Origin of the sequence: Vibrio sonorensis (assembly GCF_001854765.1) — a bacterium.
Lineage (GTDB): Bacteria > Pseudomonadota > Gammaproteobacteria > Enterobacterales > Vibrionaceae > Vibrio > Vibrio sonorensis.
In genome coordinates, this window is the sequence record NZ_LJJE01000117.1 from 1 (window position 1) to 15,583 (window position 15,583).

The following is a 15,583-nucleotide window of genomic DNA, read 5'->3' on the forward strand; positions in this document are numbered from 1 at the left end:
CTACTGGACTAATTTCACGGTAAATAGACAAAAGCCTCGCAATAGCGAGGCTTTTTAATGCTTATTCGAACTCGTCACCCTTGTTATCGAGCTGTCGGTTGCCACATATTTTACAGGTTACATACCTGTCCATATTGTAGTAATGACCGCCATTGATAAAAGTATGGGCAAACAGTTTAACACGCCCCAAGATACTGGTGTCAGTATCATAACTGCTTGGTTTGGTTACCAGTACTTCCGAGTGCGGAGTATCCGAATGACATTTATTACAGTAGTGAGAAGCTGGAAATCCAGACATATATTATCCCCATGGTTGGCAAAACTAGAGTAGAAACAGCCATAGAGTTCTCACAAGCTATAAACGCATAAACCATGCATAAATTCAATTTAACGGGTCGTCTGACGCGAGTCGAATCACGCTAAAGATGCGCTTGAATCGCGGATAAGTTAGTATCGGATGTAACACGAAGAAAAGGTAAGGCGAAGGAATCATGCTAAAAGTTGCGATCAATGGATTTGGACGTATCGGTCGTAATGTGCTTAGAGCGATTTATGAAAGCGGTAAGCATTTAGACATCAAGGTGGTTGCGATCAATGAGCTAGCTCAACCTGATGCAATGGCCCATCTGTTGCAGTATGACACCAGCCATGGTCGATTTGGAAAAAAAATAACCAATGATCAAGAGCATATTTATGTCCACCATGAAAGTGGTGAGTACGACTCAATACGGATCTTGCACTTAGCAGAAATCGAGCTGCTGCCTTGGCGCGATCTTGAAGTGGACATCGTTTTAGATTGCACCGGGGTATTCGGCAGTCAAGCGACGGACAGGCACATATCGCGGCAGGCGCTAACAAGGTGTTGTTCTCCCACCCCGGGGCTTCAGATTTAGATAACACCATTATTTATGGCGTCAATGACGAGACCTTAAAATCGAGCCACCGAGTTGTGTCCAACGGGTCATGTACTACAAACTGTATCGTCCCTATTATTAAAGCCCTAGATGATGCCTTTGGTATCGACTCGGGTACCATCACAACCATTCACTCTTCGATGAATGATCAACAAGTGATTGACGCGTATCATTCCGACCTAAGAAGAACGCGTTCTGCCAGTCAATCTATCATTCCTGTCGACACCAAGTTACACAAAGGAATCGAAAGGATTTTCCCGAAATTTTCTAACAAATTTGAAGCAATTTCGGTGAGAGTGCCCACAGTAAACGTCACTGCAATGGATTTAAGTGTCACAATTAATACAAATGTGAAAGTTAATGACGTAAATCAAACCATTGTTAACGCATCTCAGTGTACATTACATGGCATTGTTGACTATACTGAAGCGCCTTTGGTTTCAATCGACTTTAATCACGACCCACACAGCGCCATTGTTGATGGTTCCCAGACCCGAGTCAGTAACGGGCATCTGGTCAAAATGCTGGTCTGGTGTGATAACGAGTGGGGATTTGCAAACCGCATGCTGGATACAGCATTGGCCATGAAAGCATCTGAAACACAGTCGGATGCGGTGTGAAATGTTTAATTTAGAACTTGAAATAAATCTAATTAAACACCATATCACTTAGCAGTTTTAAGAATCATCAGGCTTAGCAGGGTTGCTGGGCTATTTAGACACTTTATTTATTATTTGAGAGGACAAACCATGTCTGTAATCAAGATGACTGACCTGGAACTAGCAGGCAAACGCGTCTTTATCCGTGCTGACCTAAACGTGCCAGTAAAAGATGGCAAAGTAACTTCTGATGCTCGTATTCTTGCATCTCTACCTACTATCAAGCACTGCCTAGAAGCTGGCGCTAAAGTAATGGTTACTTCTCACTTGGGTCGTCCTACTGAAGGTGAATACGCAGAAGAGTTCTCTCTACAACCAGTAGTAAACTACCTAAACGACGCTCTAGATTGCGACGTTAAATTAGCGAAAGATTACCTAAACGGCCTAGAGCTTAACACTGGTGAGCTTGTTGTCCTTGAAAACGTTCGCTTTAACAAAGGCGAGAAGAAAAACGAAGAAGAGCTATCTAAGAAGTACGCTGCACTATGTGACATCTTCGTAATGGACGCATTTGGTACGGCTCACCGTGCACAAGCCTCTACTCACGGTGTTGGTATGAATGCTCCAATCGCATGTGCAGGTCCTCTATTGGCTGCTGAACTTGAAGCGCTAGGCAAAGCAATGGACAACCCAGAGCGCCCTCTAGTTGCTATCGTTGGTGGTTCAAAAGTTTCTACTAAACTGACGGTTCTTGAGTCTCTATCTAAAGTCGCTGACCAACTTGTTGTTGGTGGTGGTATTGCTAACACATTTATTGCGGCAGACGGTCACAACGTAGGTAAGTCTCTATACGAAGCTGACCTAGTTGAAACGGCTCAAAAGCTGATGAAAGAGTGTTCTATCCCAGTTGCAACTGATGTTGCTTGTGCAAAAGCATTCGACGAAAACGCAGAAGCTGAAATCAAGCCAGTTTCAGAAGTGGCTGACGACGACATGATCTTCGACCTAGGTCCTGATTCAACAGCGGCGCTAGCAGAAATCATCGGCAAAGCTAAAACTATCCTTTGGAATGGTCCTGTAGGCGTATTCGAATTCAAGAACTTTGAAGCGGGTACAGCTGGTATCTCTAAAGCAATCGCAGAATCTGCAGGCTTCTCTGTAGCAGGTGGCGGCGACACGCTAGCGGCAATCGACAAGTTCGGTATCAAAGCTGACGTATCTTACATTTCTACCGGCGGCGGTGCTTTCCTTGAGTTTGTAGAAGGTAAAGTTCTACCAGCAGTAGCAATGCTAGAAGAGCGCGCTAAATAATTAGTTGAAAGCGGGGGATTGTTCTCCCGCTTTCTTGTTTGCTGCACACCGTAGGCTTCTCTGTTAGAATGCCTCCAGTTGTGAGCAAACGTTTGCAAGAATTTAAACTTAACTAGTTTTATTTTTAAAACGACAGATAAATAGGATTACATCCATGTCTAAGATCTTTGACTTCGTAAAACCAGGTGTTATCGCTGGTGATGACGTTCAAAAAGTATTTGAAGTTGCTAAAGAAAACAACTTCGCACTTCCAGCGGTTAACTGTGTAGGTACTGACTCTGTAAACGCAGTACTTGAAGCAGCAGCTAAAGTAAAAGCGCCTGTAGTGATTCAATTCTCTAACGGCGGTGCAGCTTTCTTCGCTGGTAAAGGTCTAAAACTTGAAGGTCAAGAGCTACAAATCCTAGGTGGTGTTGCAGGTGCTAAGTACGTTCACGCTGTTGCAGAAGCTTACGGTGTTCCAGTTATTCTTCACACTGACCACGCTGCTAAGAAACTTCTACCTTGGATCGACGGCCTTCTAGACGCTGGTGAAGAGTTCTTCGCTCAAACTGGTAAGCCTCTATTCTCTTCTCACATGATCGACCTTTCTGAAGAGTCTCTAGAAGAAAACATCGAAATCTCAGCTAAATACCTAGAGCGTATGGCTAAGATGAACATGACTCTAGAAATCGAACTAGGTTGTACTGGTGGTGAAGAAGACGGTGTTGATAACACTGATATGGACGCTTCTGAGCTATACACTTCTCCAGAAGACGTTGCTTACGCATACGAGAAACTAAACGCTATCAGCCACCGTTTCACTATCGCAGCATCTTTCGGTAACGTACACGGCGTATACAAGCCAGGTAACGTTGTACTAACTCCAACTATCCTACGTGATTCTCAAGCACACTGTGCAGAGAAGTTCGGTATCGCACCTAACGCTCTAAACTTCGTGTTCCACGGTGGTTCAGGTTCTTCTCTAGAAGAAATCCGTGAGTCTATCGGTTACGGCGTTATCAAAATGAACATCGATACTGATACTCAGTGGGCAACTTGGGATGGTGTACGTGCTTACTCTGCTGACAACTTCGATTACCTACAAGGTCAAATCGGTAACCCAACTGGTGAAGATGCACCAAACAAGAAATACTACGATCCACGCGTATGGCTACGTGCTGGTCAGGTTTCTATGGTTAAGCGTCTTGAGCAAGCATTTGCTGACCTAAACGCAATCGACGTACTATAAGATAAGAGTTCGCTCTTGTTAAAAAGCCCGCTTAATGCGGGCTTTTTTGTGCTTTGCGTACAAGAAATAGTGGAATCTGTGGTTAGGGCTTTGTAAGCAAGTCGCTTAACCTGTAACAAAGGTGCACAATGGAGTAACAAATTGTTTTGACAAACCTTGCAGAATCTTTACTTTGCAAACTGTCAAAATTGTTATATCGTGCCAAAAAAATGGCATACGTATTATCGGTGCATGGTGAAGATAGCCATTATGCATTGGATATTGCAGCAATATTAATAAGAGACTATTTCTATTCTGAGGGTAAAAATATGGCAGGGGAATCGATTGAGCTAGAAGCTCCGATCATCGAAGGTATTTCAAAAGCGGAAACTTGGTTGACTAATAATTCCGATCTTCTCATTCAGTATGGTGTGAATATAATCTCAGCTATTCTGATTCTATTTATTGGTAACTTGATCGTTAAAGGCATTGCAAACAGCGTATCGAAAGTTCTCAATAAAAAGAAGCTGGATAAAGCGGTAGTAGAGTTTATTCATGCCATTGTTCGCTACACTCTATTTATCATTGTATTGATTGCCGCTCTAAGCCGCATTGGTGTACAGACAGCATCTGTTGTTGCTGTTATTGGTGCCGCGGGTTTAGCGGTAGGCTTAGCGCTTCAAGGCTCGCTGTCTAACTTTGCCGCGGGTGTATTGATTGTTGCCTTCCGACCATTTAAATCCGGTGATTATGTTGAAATCGGCGGTGTAGCGGGTTCTGTAGACTCTATTCAGATATTCCAAACAGTTCTGACTACACCAGATAACAAGATGGTTGTGGTACCAAACGCGTCAGTGATCGGTGGACCAATAACTAACTACTCTCGTCACGATACGCGTCGAGTTGACCTAGTGATTGGTGTCTCTTACGGGGCGGACTTACAGAAAACTAAACAGATCCTTCGCGAAACATTGGAAAAAGATGAGCGCATACTTAAAAATCCAGATATTCAGATAGGTGTTTTGGCGTTGGCTGACTCGTCAGTAAACTTTGTTGTTCGTCCGTGGTGTCGCACTTCCGATTACTGGGATGTATTCTTTGACTCCCAGCAAGCAATTAAAGAAGCGCTGGATGCAAACGGTATCGAAATTCCGTTTCCACAGATGGATGTTCACTTAAACAAAGTGGATTAAGGTCTGATAGAAAATGTGAAAAAGCGAGGTGAAAACCTCGCTTTTTTTAGATCACAATTAGCTGATTAGGCATGGATTTCAGCAGTTTCTCTAAGCTTTCACCTGAAAAACCGACGGTTTCGGTAGGAACTCCGGGTGTAAAAAGCAGTTGTTTTTTGTCAAACAACTGATGATTGACAACCGTGATGACTTCACGAGCTGTCGCAAAAGGGCACACCGCCCCCGGTACGCATCCTAATTTTCCAATCATCTCTTCGTTGCTACAAATCGATACTTTTGTTCCTAAGGTGTTTTTGAGTAACTTGCTGTCTAAGCGAGAGTCCATGTCTGTGAGATAGATAGCGTATCCACCACCTTTAAGCTTGAGAAATAGGCTTTTGGTGTGTACCCCTTGCCACCCCAAACGTTTTGCCACTAGAAGATCCGTCTCAAAATCCAAGATTTCTTCATGTTGCCAAAGTTGGTAGTCGATGCTGAGTTGGGACAACATACCTAAGGTATCTCTATAGATACTGAGCAACCTGCTATCCGTCATAGTAAGCCTCTGCTAAGCAGCTCCTTGGTAAGCATAGCTGCGATGATAAACATAATTATGGCAACAACAATGTCGATCGATTTTTTAACCGCAGGTCGAGATAAAACTGGACCGAGTTTAGCTGCACCAATCGACAAGGCATAGAACCAAACAAATGAAGCCAGCATTGTACCTAGAGCAAATGACCAACGCTCCGAGCCCTCAAATTGACCGCCAATAGAACCTAAAATAACCACCGTATCTAGGTATAAATGTGGATTGAGTACTGTCACTGCGAGAGCACCAGCGATCACCGCCTTTCTTCCTCGCAACTGAGTGGACTCAGATTGGCTTGAGTCGCTAGCACTTTGGAATGCACTTCTTAAAGAGAGGATGCCATAAAAAGAAAGAAACGCGATACCGCCTAACGTCACCACAGTGAGCAGGGTTTGGTTTTGTGTGAAAAGGGCGCCACCCCCGAAAATACCGATAGAAATAAAAAAGACGTCAAGAAAGCTACACAAAGTGGCGGTTGTTAAATGATGATTGCGCTTTATCCCTTGATTTAACACATAGGCGTTTTGAGCGCCTATGGGAATTATCATACTCGCTCCCAGTACAAACCCTTGTGCCATGATGACTGAACTCACTTTATTTTCTCCTTATATTTCAAACTTTGGATAGAAAATACTGGTAAAAAGCGAATAAGTATATTTAATGATTCTTATATATTATTAGTAGTGCTTATGTGGGTTTGATATGCGTGGATTAGATTATCGCTGGATAGATGCCTTAGCTGCTGTCGTTGACAATGGTAGTTTTGAGCAAGCGGCGGCTCACTTGTTTATCTCACAATCAGCGGTATCACAAAGGATAAAGCAGTTAGAAAAGTTTGTCGCACAGCCCGTATTAATCAGGGAACAGCCTCCAAAGCCGACATACATTGGGACTAAATTACTAGGGCTTGGGCAAAGAGTTAGCATCCTAGAACAAGAGTTATTGCCAGAACTTGGTGGTGAGCTCAGTGAACGACCAATACCGCTGTCAATTGCTTCAAATGCAGATAGCCTAGCTACGTGGTTACTGCCTGCCCTAGATTCCATTTTAAAATCCCATCGTGTTGAGCTGAAAATGAAAGTGGACAGCGAAGACCGAACCATAGATAAGCTGAAAAGTGGCGAAGTCGCAGCGGCGATTAGTTTGGAGAGCAAGGCTATCGCAGGTTGTAATGCACAATACTTAGGCAAGATGGATTACCTCTGTGTTGCCAGCCCAGAGTTTGTCGAGCGATATTTTCCAAAGGGAGTAGACAAAAGCAGCTTGCAAAAAGCACCCTGTTTATCGTTTGACCATAAAGATCCTCTGCACAGAGAGTTCTTAAAACAAGAGTTTGACTTAGATATTGGTGAAACCCTCAATCACCAAATTGCAAGCTCTGAAGCTTTTGTGCAGGCAGCTTTATCAGGGGTGATCTACTGTTTGATCCCGCGGGTTCAAATTGAAAATGAGTTGGCAAGTGGTTTGCTGGTAGATTGCTTGCCCAATAAAAAAGTCACTCATTGTATGTACTGGCACCATTGGGAACTAGAAAGTGATGTGATGAAGGAGATTACGGAAGCGATTTTAAGCCACGCGAGACGAACCTTACCTCAATGAATGAGTCTAATCGTTAAATCTTGGTCAGATCCGGTCCGGACAAGTGAATTTAAAACAGAGTTGCACTAGGATGAGTGTTTGAGTGCATAAAATAGGGCAATATGATGAAAAAACTATCGACACTATTGTTAGCTACGGCGTGCGTCAGTAGCTTTAGCACGTTTGCTGCGCAGCCAGAATTTCCGCACATAGTGACTACCGGTTTTGGTGAAGTTACTGCCAAACCAGATATGGCAAAATTTTCAGTCCGTGTGGTAGAAACAACGCTTACGGCCGAGCAGGCCAAGCAAGCGGTAGATAAAGTGGTCAGCGACTTTTTGACTAAGCTGAACAATGCCGGTGTTGCAAGAGAAGATATTCTCAGCTCCAACCTATATTTAGCACCGCAGTACCACTACCCAAAAAACGGCAAATCCGAGCTGGTGGGGTATCGTGCAAGTCGCAATATCACGGTAACCGTCCATGACTTACCTGACCTCAATACCTATTTGGATGTCGCGTTAGAGCACGGAATTAACCAAGTCGACAATATCCAGCTTTTGGTGAGTGACCAAAAAGGGTTTAAAGAAAAAGCGAGAACAGCTGCGATCGCCGATGCTAAGCAAAAAGCGGAAGCTCTAGCCAAGGGTTTTGACAAGCAGTTAGATGGTGTTTGGAGAATCGATTATGACGCATCGAGCGCGCAACCCGTGATGATGCGCTCTATGGCTATGGATGCAAAATTAGAATCGAGTGGTTACCAAGACTCAAGCTTAGTGATCCGCGATCAAGTCCATGTGATATACAAACTTACCAATTAATTCCAATTGAAAATCAATGCCCCGATTACTTCGGGGCAACCGTATATCATTCTTGTTTTTATTACCCCTTTTGTCCAATTTTTGAGATGTTATAATCATCGGCCTTAATAAGAGGCCTATTTCTGAATGTTTAAGCGCAATAACATCTTCATCAACCTTATCGCAGTGACAGTAGCACTAGCATCGATAGTTTGCGCTTACTATCTTCATAAACGTCAGGCGCTTATTACTCAAGCTATCGACAATACAGCTCATCAAGCTCTTCACCAATTGACCTACAGCGAGCGGGAATATCTCAATTTATCTCGTCAGTTTGCGTCAGTGATTGGACTTTTATCCCATGGTCATAGTTTATTTGATTACGTAAAACAGCCATCAATTGAGAATCGCGCCATCGTAGAAGAAATCTGGTCCTCCATGGCGGTTAATCAAAAATGGTATAGCCAAATCCGTTTTATTGATCTCAATGGCGATGAAAAAATAAGAGTGCTCTACGAGCGTGCAGAGAAAGCGGCAAAGCCAGAATTTGATTATGGCAATAAATACCAACGCGAATACTTCCGCTATGCCCAGACGTTAAAAAAAGAGCAAATAGGATCATGGGGTATAGATCTAGAAAAGCGCGATAGAACGCCAATTTTACCTTATAAACCAGCACTGCGTTTATTAACCCCGGTTGAGGTTGATGGGAAAAGATTTGGTTATCTCGTGCTTAATGTCGATGTATGGTATTTGTCGTCAAGATTAAATTACTCACCAGATGAAGATTTTATACCTGAAGTGGTGAGTGAAAATGGTTTTTATCTTGCCAGCTCGGATACGAGCAAATTGTTCGGTCATATGATTGAGCAACGACAAGAGCACAATATGTCGAGCCGTTTTCCATTGGCTTGGAAAATGATGAAAGACAAAAAGTCGGGGTACTTGATAGAAGCTGATCACTTAGTCGTGTTTAACCGTATGCTGATATCGCCAGAGCAGCGACTAAAAATGGTGATTTCACTCAGTAAAGAAGAGGTTTTACAGAGAGCGGAAAGAGACTTTCAAGATCTCTATCAGCAAGCAACGTTAGTATTGTTATTAGGGCTGGTGTTTGTCTTGCCTATTACCAGTGCGGTATTTTATTACCGACGTCGCAGTATCGAGAGTCAATTGGCCAGAGCTGCGCTCAGCGGTATGTCGGCGGTGATGATTTCTGACCGATTGCACCGCACGGTTATGGTAAACGATGAGTTTACGAAACTTACCGAATACAACCACCGCCAAACCAGCTCTCGCAATGCGATAAAAATGCTACTGGGCGAAGGGCAACTGGATAAGTTGGTGGAGATCTTTGAGCACCTCTCAAAAGAGCACCTATGGGAAGGTGAAGTTGATATTATAACTCGCGGCTCTCATCACGTGACAGCGATTATGCGGGTCCAAAGCGTGATGTCTAGTAGCGGAAAGGTAAGTTACTACATTACTTCATTGGTTGATATTACTGACCGCAAGGAGCTAGAAGAGCGCTTAAGAGTTCTAAGCGAGCGGGACGATCTCACACAGCTTTGGAATCGCCGCAAGTTTGAAGAAGAGCTTCGCAAGTTTTCCAAACTGGTGGAGCGATACCCTTATTCGGGAAACATCTGTTTAGCCATACTCGACATCGACCACTTTAAGCGAATAAACGATGAAAAAGGTCACGACGAAGGTGATAGGGTGATCCACCGCGTGGGTCAGATCATGACAAAGACCCTGCGAGAAACCGACTTTATAGCGCGTATTGGTGGGGAAGAGTTTGCCATCATTATGCCAAACACCAGTATTGGCGAAGCCGATCTCGCGTTAAATCGATTGAGAATTGCCGTTGAAATAGAAAGCGATCTGTCGGTGACCATCAGTGCCGGATTTACCGATCTAACCCCAGACAGCACTCGATGTTACAAATGTGCAGATATCGCCCTTTATGAAGCCAAGACATTAGGGCGAAATCAAATCTCTCTTTGCCGCAGTACAGACGAAGTTGCTTAAACTAACCTCGCATTGCATCCCAAAAAGTCGCGGTGGATCTGTTTTAGGTAGGCAATAAACTCATCTTTTGCGAACTCAATTTTCCGCGCGAGGACCAACTTCATAATTTGCTCGCATTTGTGAATATCAATTGGAAAACAAGCCGAATCCTGTTTGCCACACGCGTAGTAATAACGGCGGATCTGATTGAGCAGTTCATCGAAAAATCGTTTCATGCTGGTATTTTTTGCCGCGTTGTTGAGTGCAAGAATAAACTGGTAGTGTTTTTCTTCCATCTCTTGCCACTGCTGAGAGTGACCACACTGTATGCGAGCGAGTTTGTGGTAGCTGGTCAGCAGCTCCAATTCCCACTCCTCATTCGCTGACTCTGCAGCTTGCGGGAGCAGCGTGCCTGCAACAATATAGGCACTGTTAAAAAGATCATTGAGATGATCATTGGTGAGTTCGGTTACCCAGCATCCTTTCTGAGGGGCTAATTCAACGTATTGATTCCATGAAAGTTGAACCAAAGCTTCACGAATTGGAGAAGCTCCTAACTGGTATCGATCTTTTAAATCAGAGACGACCAGTTTCTGCCCGGGTTTAAGCTCACCCATTAAAATATCCCGACGGATAAGATTAGCGACTTTGCCAGTCAAAGTAGGGCTGGACACGACATATTCCTCAGTGAAAAAGTGATTAAACTCATTTTAGCGAATGCTGTTCTGTTATATGGTATTCAATTCTGTTTATTGACACAAGTAATAGATAAAAAAAGAGGGCATAAAGCCCCCTTTTCAATATCATGATTTTGCCGGTACGTAAACTGAATTACAGTACGTGCACAGATGCAGTGTTTGTAGTGCCAGAAGCAACTAGAGCACCAGATACCATCACAACGATATCGCCTTTGTTACCAAAACCAGATTCAAGAGCGTACTCTTTACCGTTCTTGTAGAATGCGTCAGTGCTTTCGATAGATTCAACAAGTACTGGACGAACACCTTTAGTAAGAACAAGCTGTGCAGCTGTTTTCTGGTTAGTTGTCAGTGCGATGATGCTAGCTGTTGGGAAGTATTTACGTACAGAACGCGCAGATTTACCACCTTCAGTCGCTACGATGATAAGAGGAGCGGCTAGCTTCTCTGCAGTGTCTACTGCACCTTTACATACCGCTTCAGTGATACGTAGACGTGGGCTGTCTAGACGAGAACCTAGTTCAGCTTTTAGAGCGCTATCAGTACGGTTCGCGATTTGAGCCATGATAGTTACTGCTTCAACTGGGTACTTACCTTTCGCCGTTTCGCCAGAAAGCATAACTGCGTCAGTACCATCCATGATAGCGTTCGCAACGTCACCCGCTTCTGCACGAGTTGGACGTGGGTTTTGGATCATAGAATCAAGCATTTGAGTTGCAGTGATAACCATCTTACGAGCGCGGTTACACTTCTCAATCATCATTTTCTGAGCAAAGATAACTTCTTCTGCTGGGATTTCAACACCTAGGTCACCACGAGCAACCATGATGCCATCAGATAGCTCAAGGATCTCGTCGAAGTTATCAACACCTTCTTGGTTTTCGATCTTAGAGATGATGTGGATGTCAGATCCGCCGTTTGCGTCTAGGATTTCACGAATTTCTTTAACGTCAGATGCTTTACGGATGAAAGAAGCAGCTACAAAGTCAACGCCTTGCTCACAACCAAATTTAAGGTCGTTTTTGTCTTTCTCAGAAAGTGCAGGAAGGTTTACAGAAACGCCAGGTAGGTTAACACCTTTGTTTTCGCCTAGTGCACCGTTGTTAAGAACTTTACACTTAACTTCAGTTGCTGTTGTTGCAAGCACTTCCATTTCGATAAGACCATCGTCAACTAGGATAGTGTTGCCTTCAGAAAGATCGTTTGCAAAGCCAGCGTAAGTGACAGCTACAACGTCTTTGTTACCGACAACAGATGTGTCAGTAGTGAAAGTGAACTCTTGACCAGCAACAAGATCTACATCGTCGCCGTTTTCAAGTTTGATTGTGCGGATTTCAGGACCTTTAGTATCCAGAAGAATAGCCAGTTGCTTACCAGTTTCTTCCATTACCTTACGGAAGTTCGCGATACGAGTGCCGTGCTCAACGTAGTCACCGTGAGAGAAGTTAAGGCGCATTACGTTCATGCCTGCACCAACTAGCTCAGTCAGTTTTTCTACAGATTCAGTTTTAGGGCCAATCGTACATACGATTTTGGTCTTTTTCATGGAAGATTCTCTCCGGTCAATATAGTTACAATTTGAAAGTTGTGTATCTCATTGAAGTCTTCACTTGTTCAGCTGCATTTTGTGCCTGCTTAGCTGAATAAAAGTGCGTCTGTTCAGTGACTTCAAAACTGAAAGTCTTTCACCAAGTTTAGTCATTTTATGACCAATATCTCAGTCTATTATTCGCGAAAATTGTGACAAAGCCGCGAATAAGGGCATTCTTTATTAATAATTAACGGTCAATTCTGTAATTTTTTTTCTTTTCGGGGACGAATTCTACCACCGAATGATTTCAATATCACTGCTTAAGAATTGTCTTAGGACAAGGTTTTATCGCTAAATATTAATTTTTTGTATCGAAATAAATAGACGAAAAAGTTTCGATTTGACTATAATAAATTTCACAACGAAACTTAAAGTGGTCTTAAAAATGTCGAAACGAAACACTCAGCTAAGAAGACATACAATTTCCAACTTAGTTAATGAACTAGGCGAAGTGAGTGTAGAGGAGCTTTCAAGTCGATTTGAAACCTCAGAGGTAACGATTAGAAAGGATCTTGCTTCTTTAGAAAAAAATGGTCAACTTCTGAGACGTTATGGTGGAGCCATTGCGCTACCGAAAGAAGTTGTTAATGATGAAATGCATGACAAAGTTTCGATTCGTAAGAGAGAGCTTGCAGAATCTGCGGCGAAATTGATCCGAGATCACAACCGTATCGTTGTAGACAGTGGTAGTACAACAGCTGCATTAATCGAGCAACTTAACGGAAAACAGGGTTTAGTAGTCATGACCAATTCGCTAAATGTTGCCAATACACTTAATGAATTGGAAAACGAACCGACTTTGTTAATGACAGGCGGAACATGGGACGCTCATTCTGAATCTTTTCAGGGCAAAGTGGCAGAGACCGTTTTGAGATCTTATGATTTTGATCAGATGTTTGTGGGGGCCGATGGAGTTGATCTCGACCGAGGGACAACAACGTTTAATGAACTGGTCGGATTGAGCAAGGTAATGGCAGACGTCTCCCGCGAAGTCATCGTCATGATTGAATCGGATAAGATCGGAAGAAAGATCCCTAACCTAGAGTTAAGCTGGGATGCCATCGATGTGTTAGTGACGAATAAAGACGTACAACCAGACTTAAAACAGCAAATCGAACAACACGGTATTAAAGTGATTTGCGCATAACTTGCAAACTCAGATTTTTTCGGCCTTTGCTTGCTGCCGTTCTGGGATAACATATTTGGAGAAAATCTATGTGTGGAATAGTTGGAGCTGTCGCTCAGCGTGACGTTGCAGAGATTCTAGTAGAAGGTCTACGCCGATTGGAGTATCGCGGTTACGATTCTGCCGGGGTAGCGATTGTTGACTCAGAATCAAATTTAAGTCGTATTCGACGTTTGGGGAAAGTACAGGAACTAGCGGAAGCGGTAGAAGAAGCCCATGTCGCTGGAGGTACAGGCATTGCTCACACTCGTTGGGCAACCCATGGGGAGCCTTCACAAGTTAATGCTCATCCACATCAATCTGGTGATATCTCTGTCGTTCACAACGGAATCATTGAAAATCACGAAGCGCTGAGAGCCCTTCTTCAAGAGCGTGGCTATGTGTTTGAATCTCAAACCGATACTGAAGTGATCGCCCATTTAGTTGAGTGGGAACTTCGCAGCTCAGAATCCTTGATAGAGGCATTGCAAAAAACAGCTAAACAACTAGAAGGTGCTTATGGGACGGTCGTGTTCGATAGGAAAGATCCAACCCGTATTGTCGTTGCCCGCTCTGGTAGCCCAATTGTTATTGGCTTTGGGGTAGGAGAAAACTTCCTCGCCTCAGATCAACTTGCCCTTCTCAACGTCACGCGTCGATTTATGTATCTTGAAGAAGGTGATGTCGCAGAAATTACTCGTCGAGAAGTGATTGTACTTGATGCCGACGGCAATCAAGTTGAGCGAGACATCAAAGAAGCGGAAGTGTCTCATGATGCTGGTGATAAGGGTGAATATCGCCACTACATGCTAAAAGAAATCTACGAACAACCAATGGCGATACAGCGAACACTTGAAGGGCGCGTAGAAAATGGCAAAGTGATTTCATCGGTATTTGGTGAGAATGCAGAAGCGTTGTTACAACAAGTAAAGCACGTACAAATTATCGCTTGCGGAACCAGCTATCACGCTGGTCTAGTGGCACGTTACTGGCTCGAAGAGTGGGCTGGTGTTTCATGTAACGTGGAAATCGCCTCTGAGTTTAGATATCGAAAATCCCATGTATTTGAAGATTCATTACTGGTCACTATTTCTCAATCCGGTGAAACAGCGGATACTTTGGCCGCTCTTAGATTAGCAAAAGAGATGGGGTACATGGCGAGTCTCACCATCTGTAATGTCCCAGGTTCATCTTTGGTTCGTGAGTCTGATATGGCTTATATGATGAAAGCCGGCGCTGAAATTGGGGTAGCTCGACAAAAGCTTTTACGGTGCAATTAACCGCTTTGCTTATGCTGGCAGGGGCGATTGGTCGCAATAAAGCACTATCAATTGAAGATGAGCGAAATCTAGTTACAGCACTGCAAACACTGCCGGCCAAGTTAGAGCAAACGCTGTCTATGGCAGAATCTATCGAAGCTTTAGCCGAAGACTTTGCCGATAAAAATCACTCTCTGTTTTTAGGCAGAGGGGAACAATCGGCGATCGCCATGGAAGGTGCGTTAAAGTTAAAAGAAATTTCATACATTCACGCCGAAGCTTATGCAGCTGGTGAACTCAAACACGGCCCTCTTGCCTGATTGATGCGGAGATGCCAGTGATAGTGGTCGCGCCAAACAACGAGCTGTTGGAAAAATTAAAGTCTAACGTCGAAGAAGTACGAGCTCGCGGTGGTTTGATGTACGTATTTGCCGATGCGAATGCAGCATTTGAAAGTGATGAGACGATGACGGTTTTAAACGTTCCCCATTGCGAAGATTTTATTGCACCAATCGTCTACACCTTGCCATTACAGTTGCTCTCTTATTATGTTGCTTTGATAAAGGGTACAGACGTCGATCAACCGAGAAACCTAGCCAAAAGTGTGACGGTGGAGTAAAAGCTGAGCTCTGGAAAACTGAAATTAAAAGCCTGCTATTTACAGCAGGCTTTTTGGGTTTCAAT

12 protein-coding genes and 2 pseudogenes are annotated in these 15,583 nt (G+C 43.6%); 9 read left to right on the forward strand and 5 right to left on the reverse strand.

Features of this window, described 5'->3' with window-relative positions:
- Positions 1 to 61: 61 nt before the first annotated feature.
- The gene (locus tag BLO31_RS21315; RefSeq protein WP_070971684.1) at positions 62 to 298 is read right to left on the reverse strand and encodes a hypothetical protein; all 237 of its coding nucleotides are present in this window, start codon (positions 296 to 298) and stop codon (positions 62 to 64) included.
- Between the two features lie 193 nt (positions 299 to 491).
- On the opposite strand from BLO31_RS21315, the pseudogene epd reads away from it, so the two are divergent.
- The 4 genes and pseudogenes from epd to mscS all read left to right on the forward strand — a co-directional run bounded on the left by epd (position 492) and on the right by mscS (position 5,227).
- Positions 492 to 1,534, forward strand: a pseudogene (epd, locus tag BLO31_RS21320) (erythrose-4-phosphate dehydrogenase).
- A 129-nt stretch (positions 1,535 to 1,663) separates the two neighbouring features.
- The gene (locus tag BLO31_RS21325; RefSeq protein ID WP_070971688.1) at positions 1,664 to 2,824 is read left to right on the forward strand and encodes a phosphoglycerate kinase; all 1,161 of its coding nucleotides are present in this window, start codon (positions 1,664 to 1,666) and stop codon (positions 2,822 to 2,824) included.
- A gap of 154 nt (positions 2,825 to 2,978) precedes the next feature.
- Positions 2,979 to 4,055 (forward strand): class II fructose-bisphosphate aldolase, encoded by a 1,077-nt coding sequence (fbaA, locus tag BLO31_RS21330; protein ID WP_070971691.1) that lies wholly within the window; start codon positions 2,979 to 2,981, stop codon positions 4,053 to 4,055.
- Between the two features lie 308 nt (positions 4,056 to 4,363).
- On the forward strand, positions 4,364 to 5,227 hold the full coding sequence (gene mscS / locus BLO31_RS21335) for a small-conductance mechanosensitive channel MscS (protein ID WP_070971713.1): 864 nt from the start codon (positions 4,364 to 4,366) through the stop codon (positions 5,225 to 5,227).
- A 46-nt stretch (positions 5,228 to 5,273) separates the two neighbouring features.
- Here mscS and BLO31_RS21340 read toward each other — a convergent pair whose 3' ends face one another.
- On the reverse strand, positions 5,274 to 5,762 hold the full coding sequence (locus BLO31_RS21340; RefSeq protein ID WP_070971693.1) for a YbaK/EbsC family protein: 489 nt from the start codon (positions 5,760 to 5,762) through the stop codon (positions 5,274 to 5,276).
- Positions 5,759 to 6,376: a LysE/ArgO family amino acid transporter gene (locus BLO31_RS21345; RefSeq protein WP_425425321.1), complete on the reverse strand. Its 618-nt coding sequence runs from the start codon at positions 6,374 to 6,376 to the stop codon at positions 5,759 to 5,761. Before BLO31_RS21345 ends, BLO31_RS21340 begins: the two co-directional genes overlap by 4 nt.
- 124 nt (positions 6,377 to 6,500) lie before the next feature.
- Here BLO31_RS21345 and BLO31_RS21350 point away from each other — a divergent pair, with 124 nt between their 5' ends.
- From BLO31_RS21350 to BLO31_RS21360, 3 genes are all read left to right on the forward strand, one after another.
- Entirely contained in the window at positions 6,501 to 7,397 is an 897-nt protein-coding gene (locus BLO31_RS21350) for a LysR family transcriptional regulator ArgP (RefSeq protein WP_070971699.1), read from the forward strand.
- Between the two features lie 104 nt (positions 7,398 to 7,501).
- Positions 7,502 to 8,197 carry an oxidative stress defense protein gene (locus BLO31_RS21355; protein WP_070971701.1) on the forward strand — a complete coding sequence of 232 codons (696 nt, stop codon included), beginning with the start codon at positions 7,502 to 7,504 and terminating at the stop codon, positions 8,195 to 8,197.
- Positions 8,198 to 8,323: 126 nt separating this feature from the next.
- The gene (locus tag BLO31_RS21360) at positions 8,324 to 10,207 is read left to right on the forward strand and encodes a sensor domain-containing diguanylate cyclase (protein ID WP_070971704.1); all 1,884 of its coding nucleotides are present in this window, start codon (positions 8,324 to 8,326) and stop codon (positions 10,205 to 10,207) included.
- On the opposite strand, the gene BLO31_RS21365 is transcribed toward BLO31_RS21360, so the two are convergent.
- A complete protein-coding gene (locus BLO31_RS21365) occupies positions 10,204 to 10,860 on the reverse strand; it encodes a GntR family transcriptional regulator (RefSeq protein WP_070971706.1) in 657 nt (218 codons plus the stop codon). The two genes, BLO31_RS21360 and BLO31_RS21365, sit on opposite strands and share 4 nt — an antisense overlap.
- Positions 10,861 to 11,017: 157 nt before the next feature.
- Entirely contained in the window at positions 11,018 to 12,430 is a 1,413-nt protein-coding gene (gene pykF, locus BLO31_RS21370; RefSeq protein WP_070971708.1) for a pyruvate kinase PykF, read from the reverse strand.
- 430 nt (positions 12,431 to 12,860) lie between these two features.
- Between pykF and BLO31_RS21375 the strand changes: the two genes are divergently transcribed.
- Both BLO31_RS21375 and glmS read left to right on the forward strand, forming a co-directional pair.
- Complete coding sequence (locus BLO31_RS21375; protein ID WP_070971710.1) at positions 12,861 to 13,622, forward strand: DeoR/GlpR family DNA-binding transcription regulator; 762 nt, start codon at positions 12,861 to 12,863, stop codon at positions 13,620 to 13,622.
- A 68-nt stretch (positions 13,623 to 13,690) separates the two neighbouring features.
- Positions 13,691 to 15,518: pseudogene (gene glmS, locus BLO31_RS21380) on the forward strand (glutamine--fructose-6-phosphate transaminase (isomerizing)).
- Positions 15,519 to 15,583: the final 65 nt, after the last annotated feature.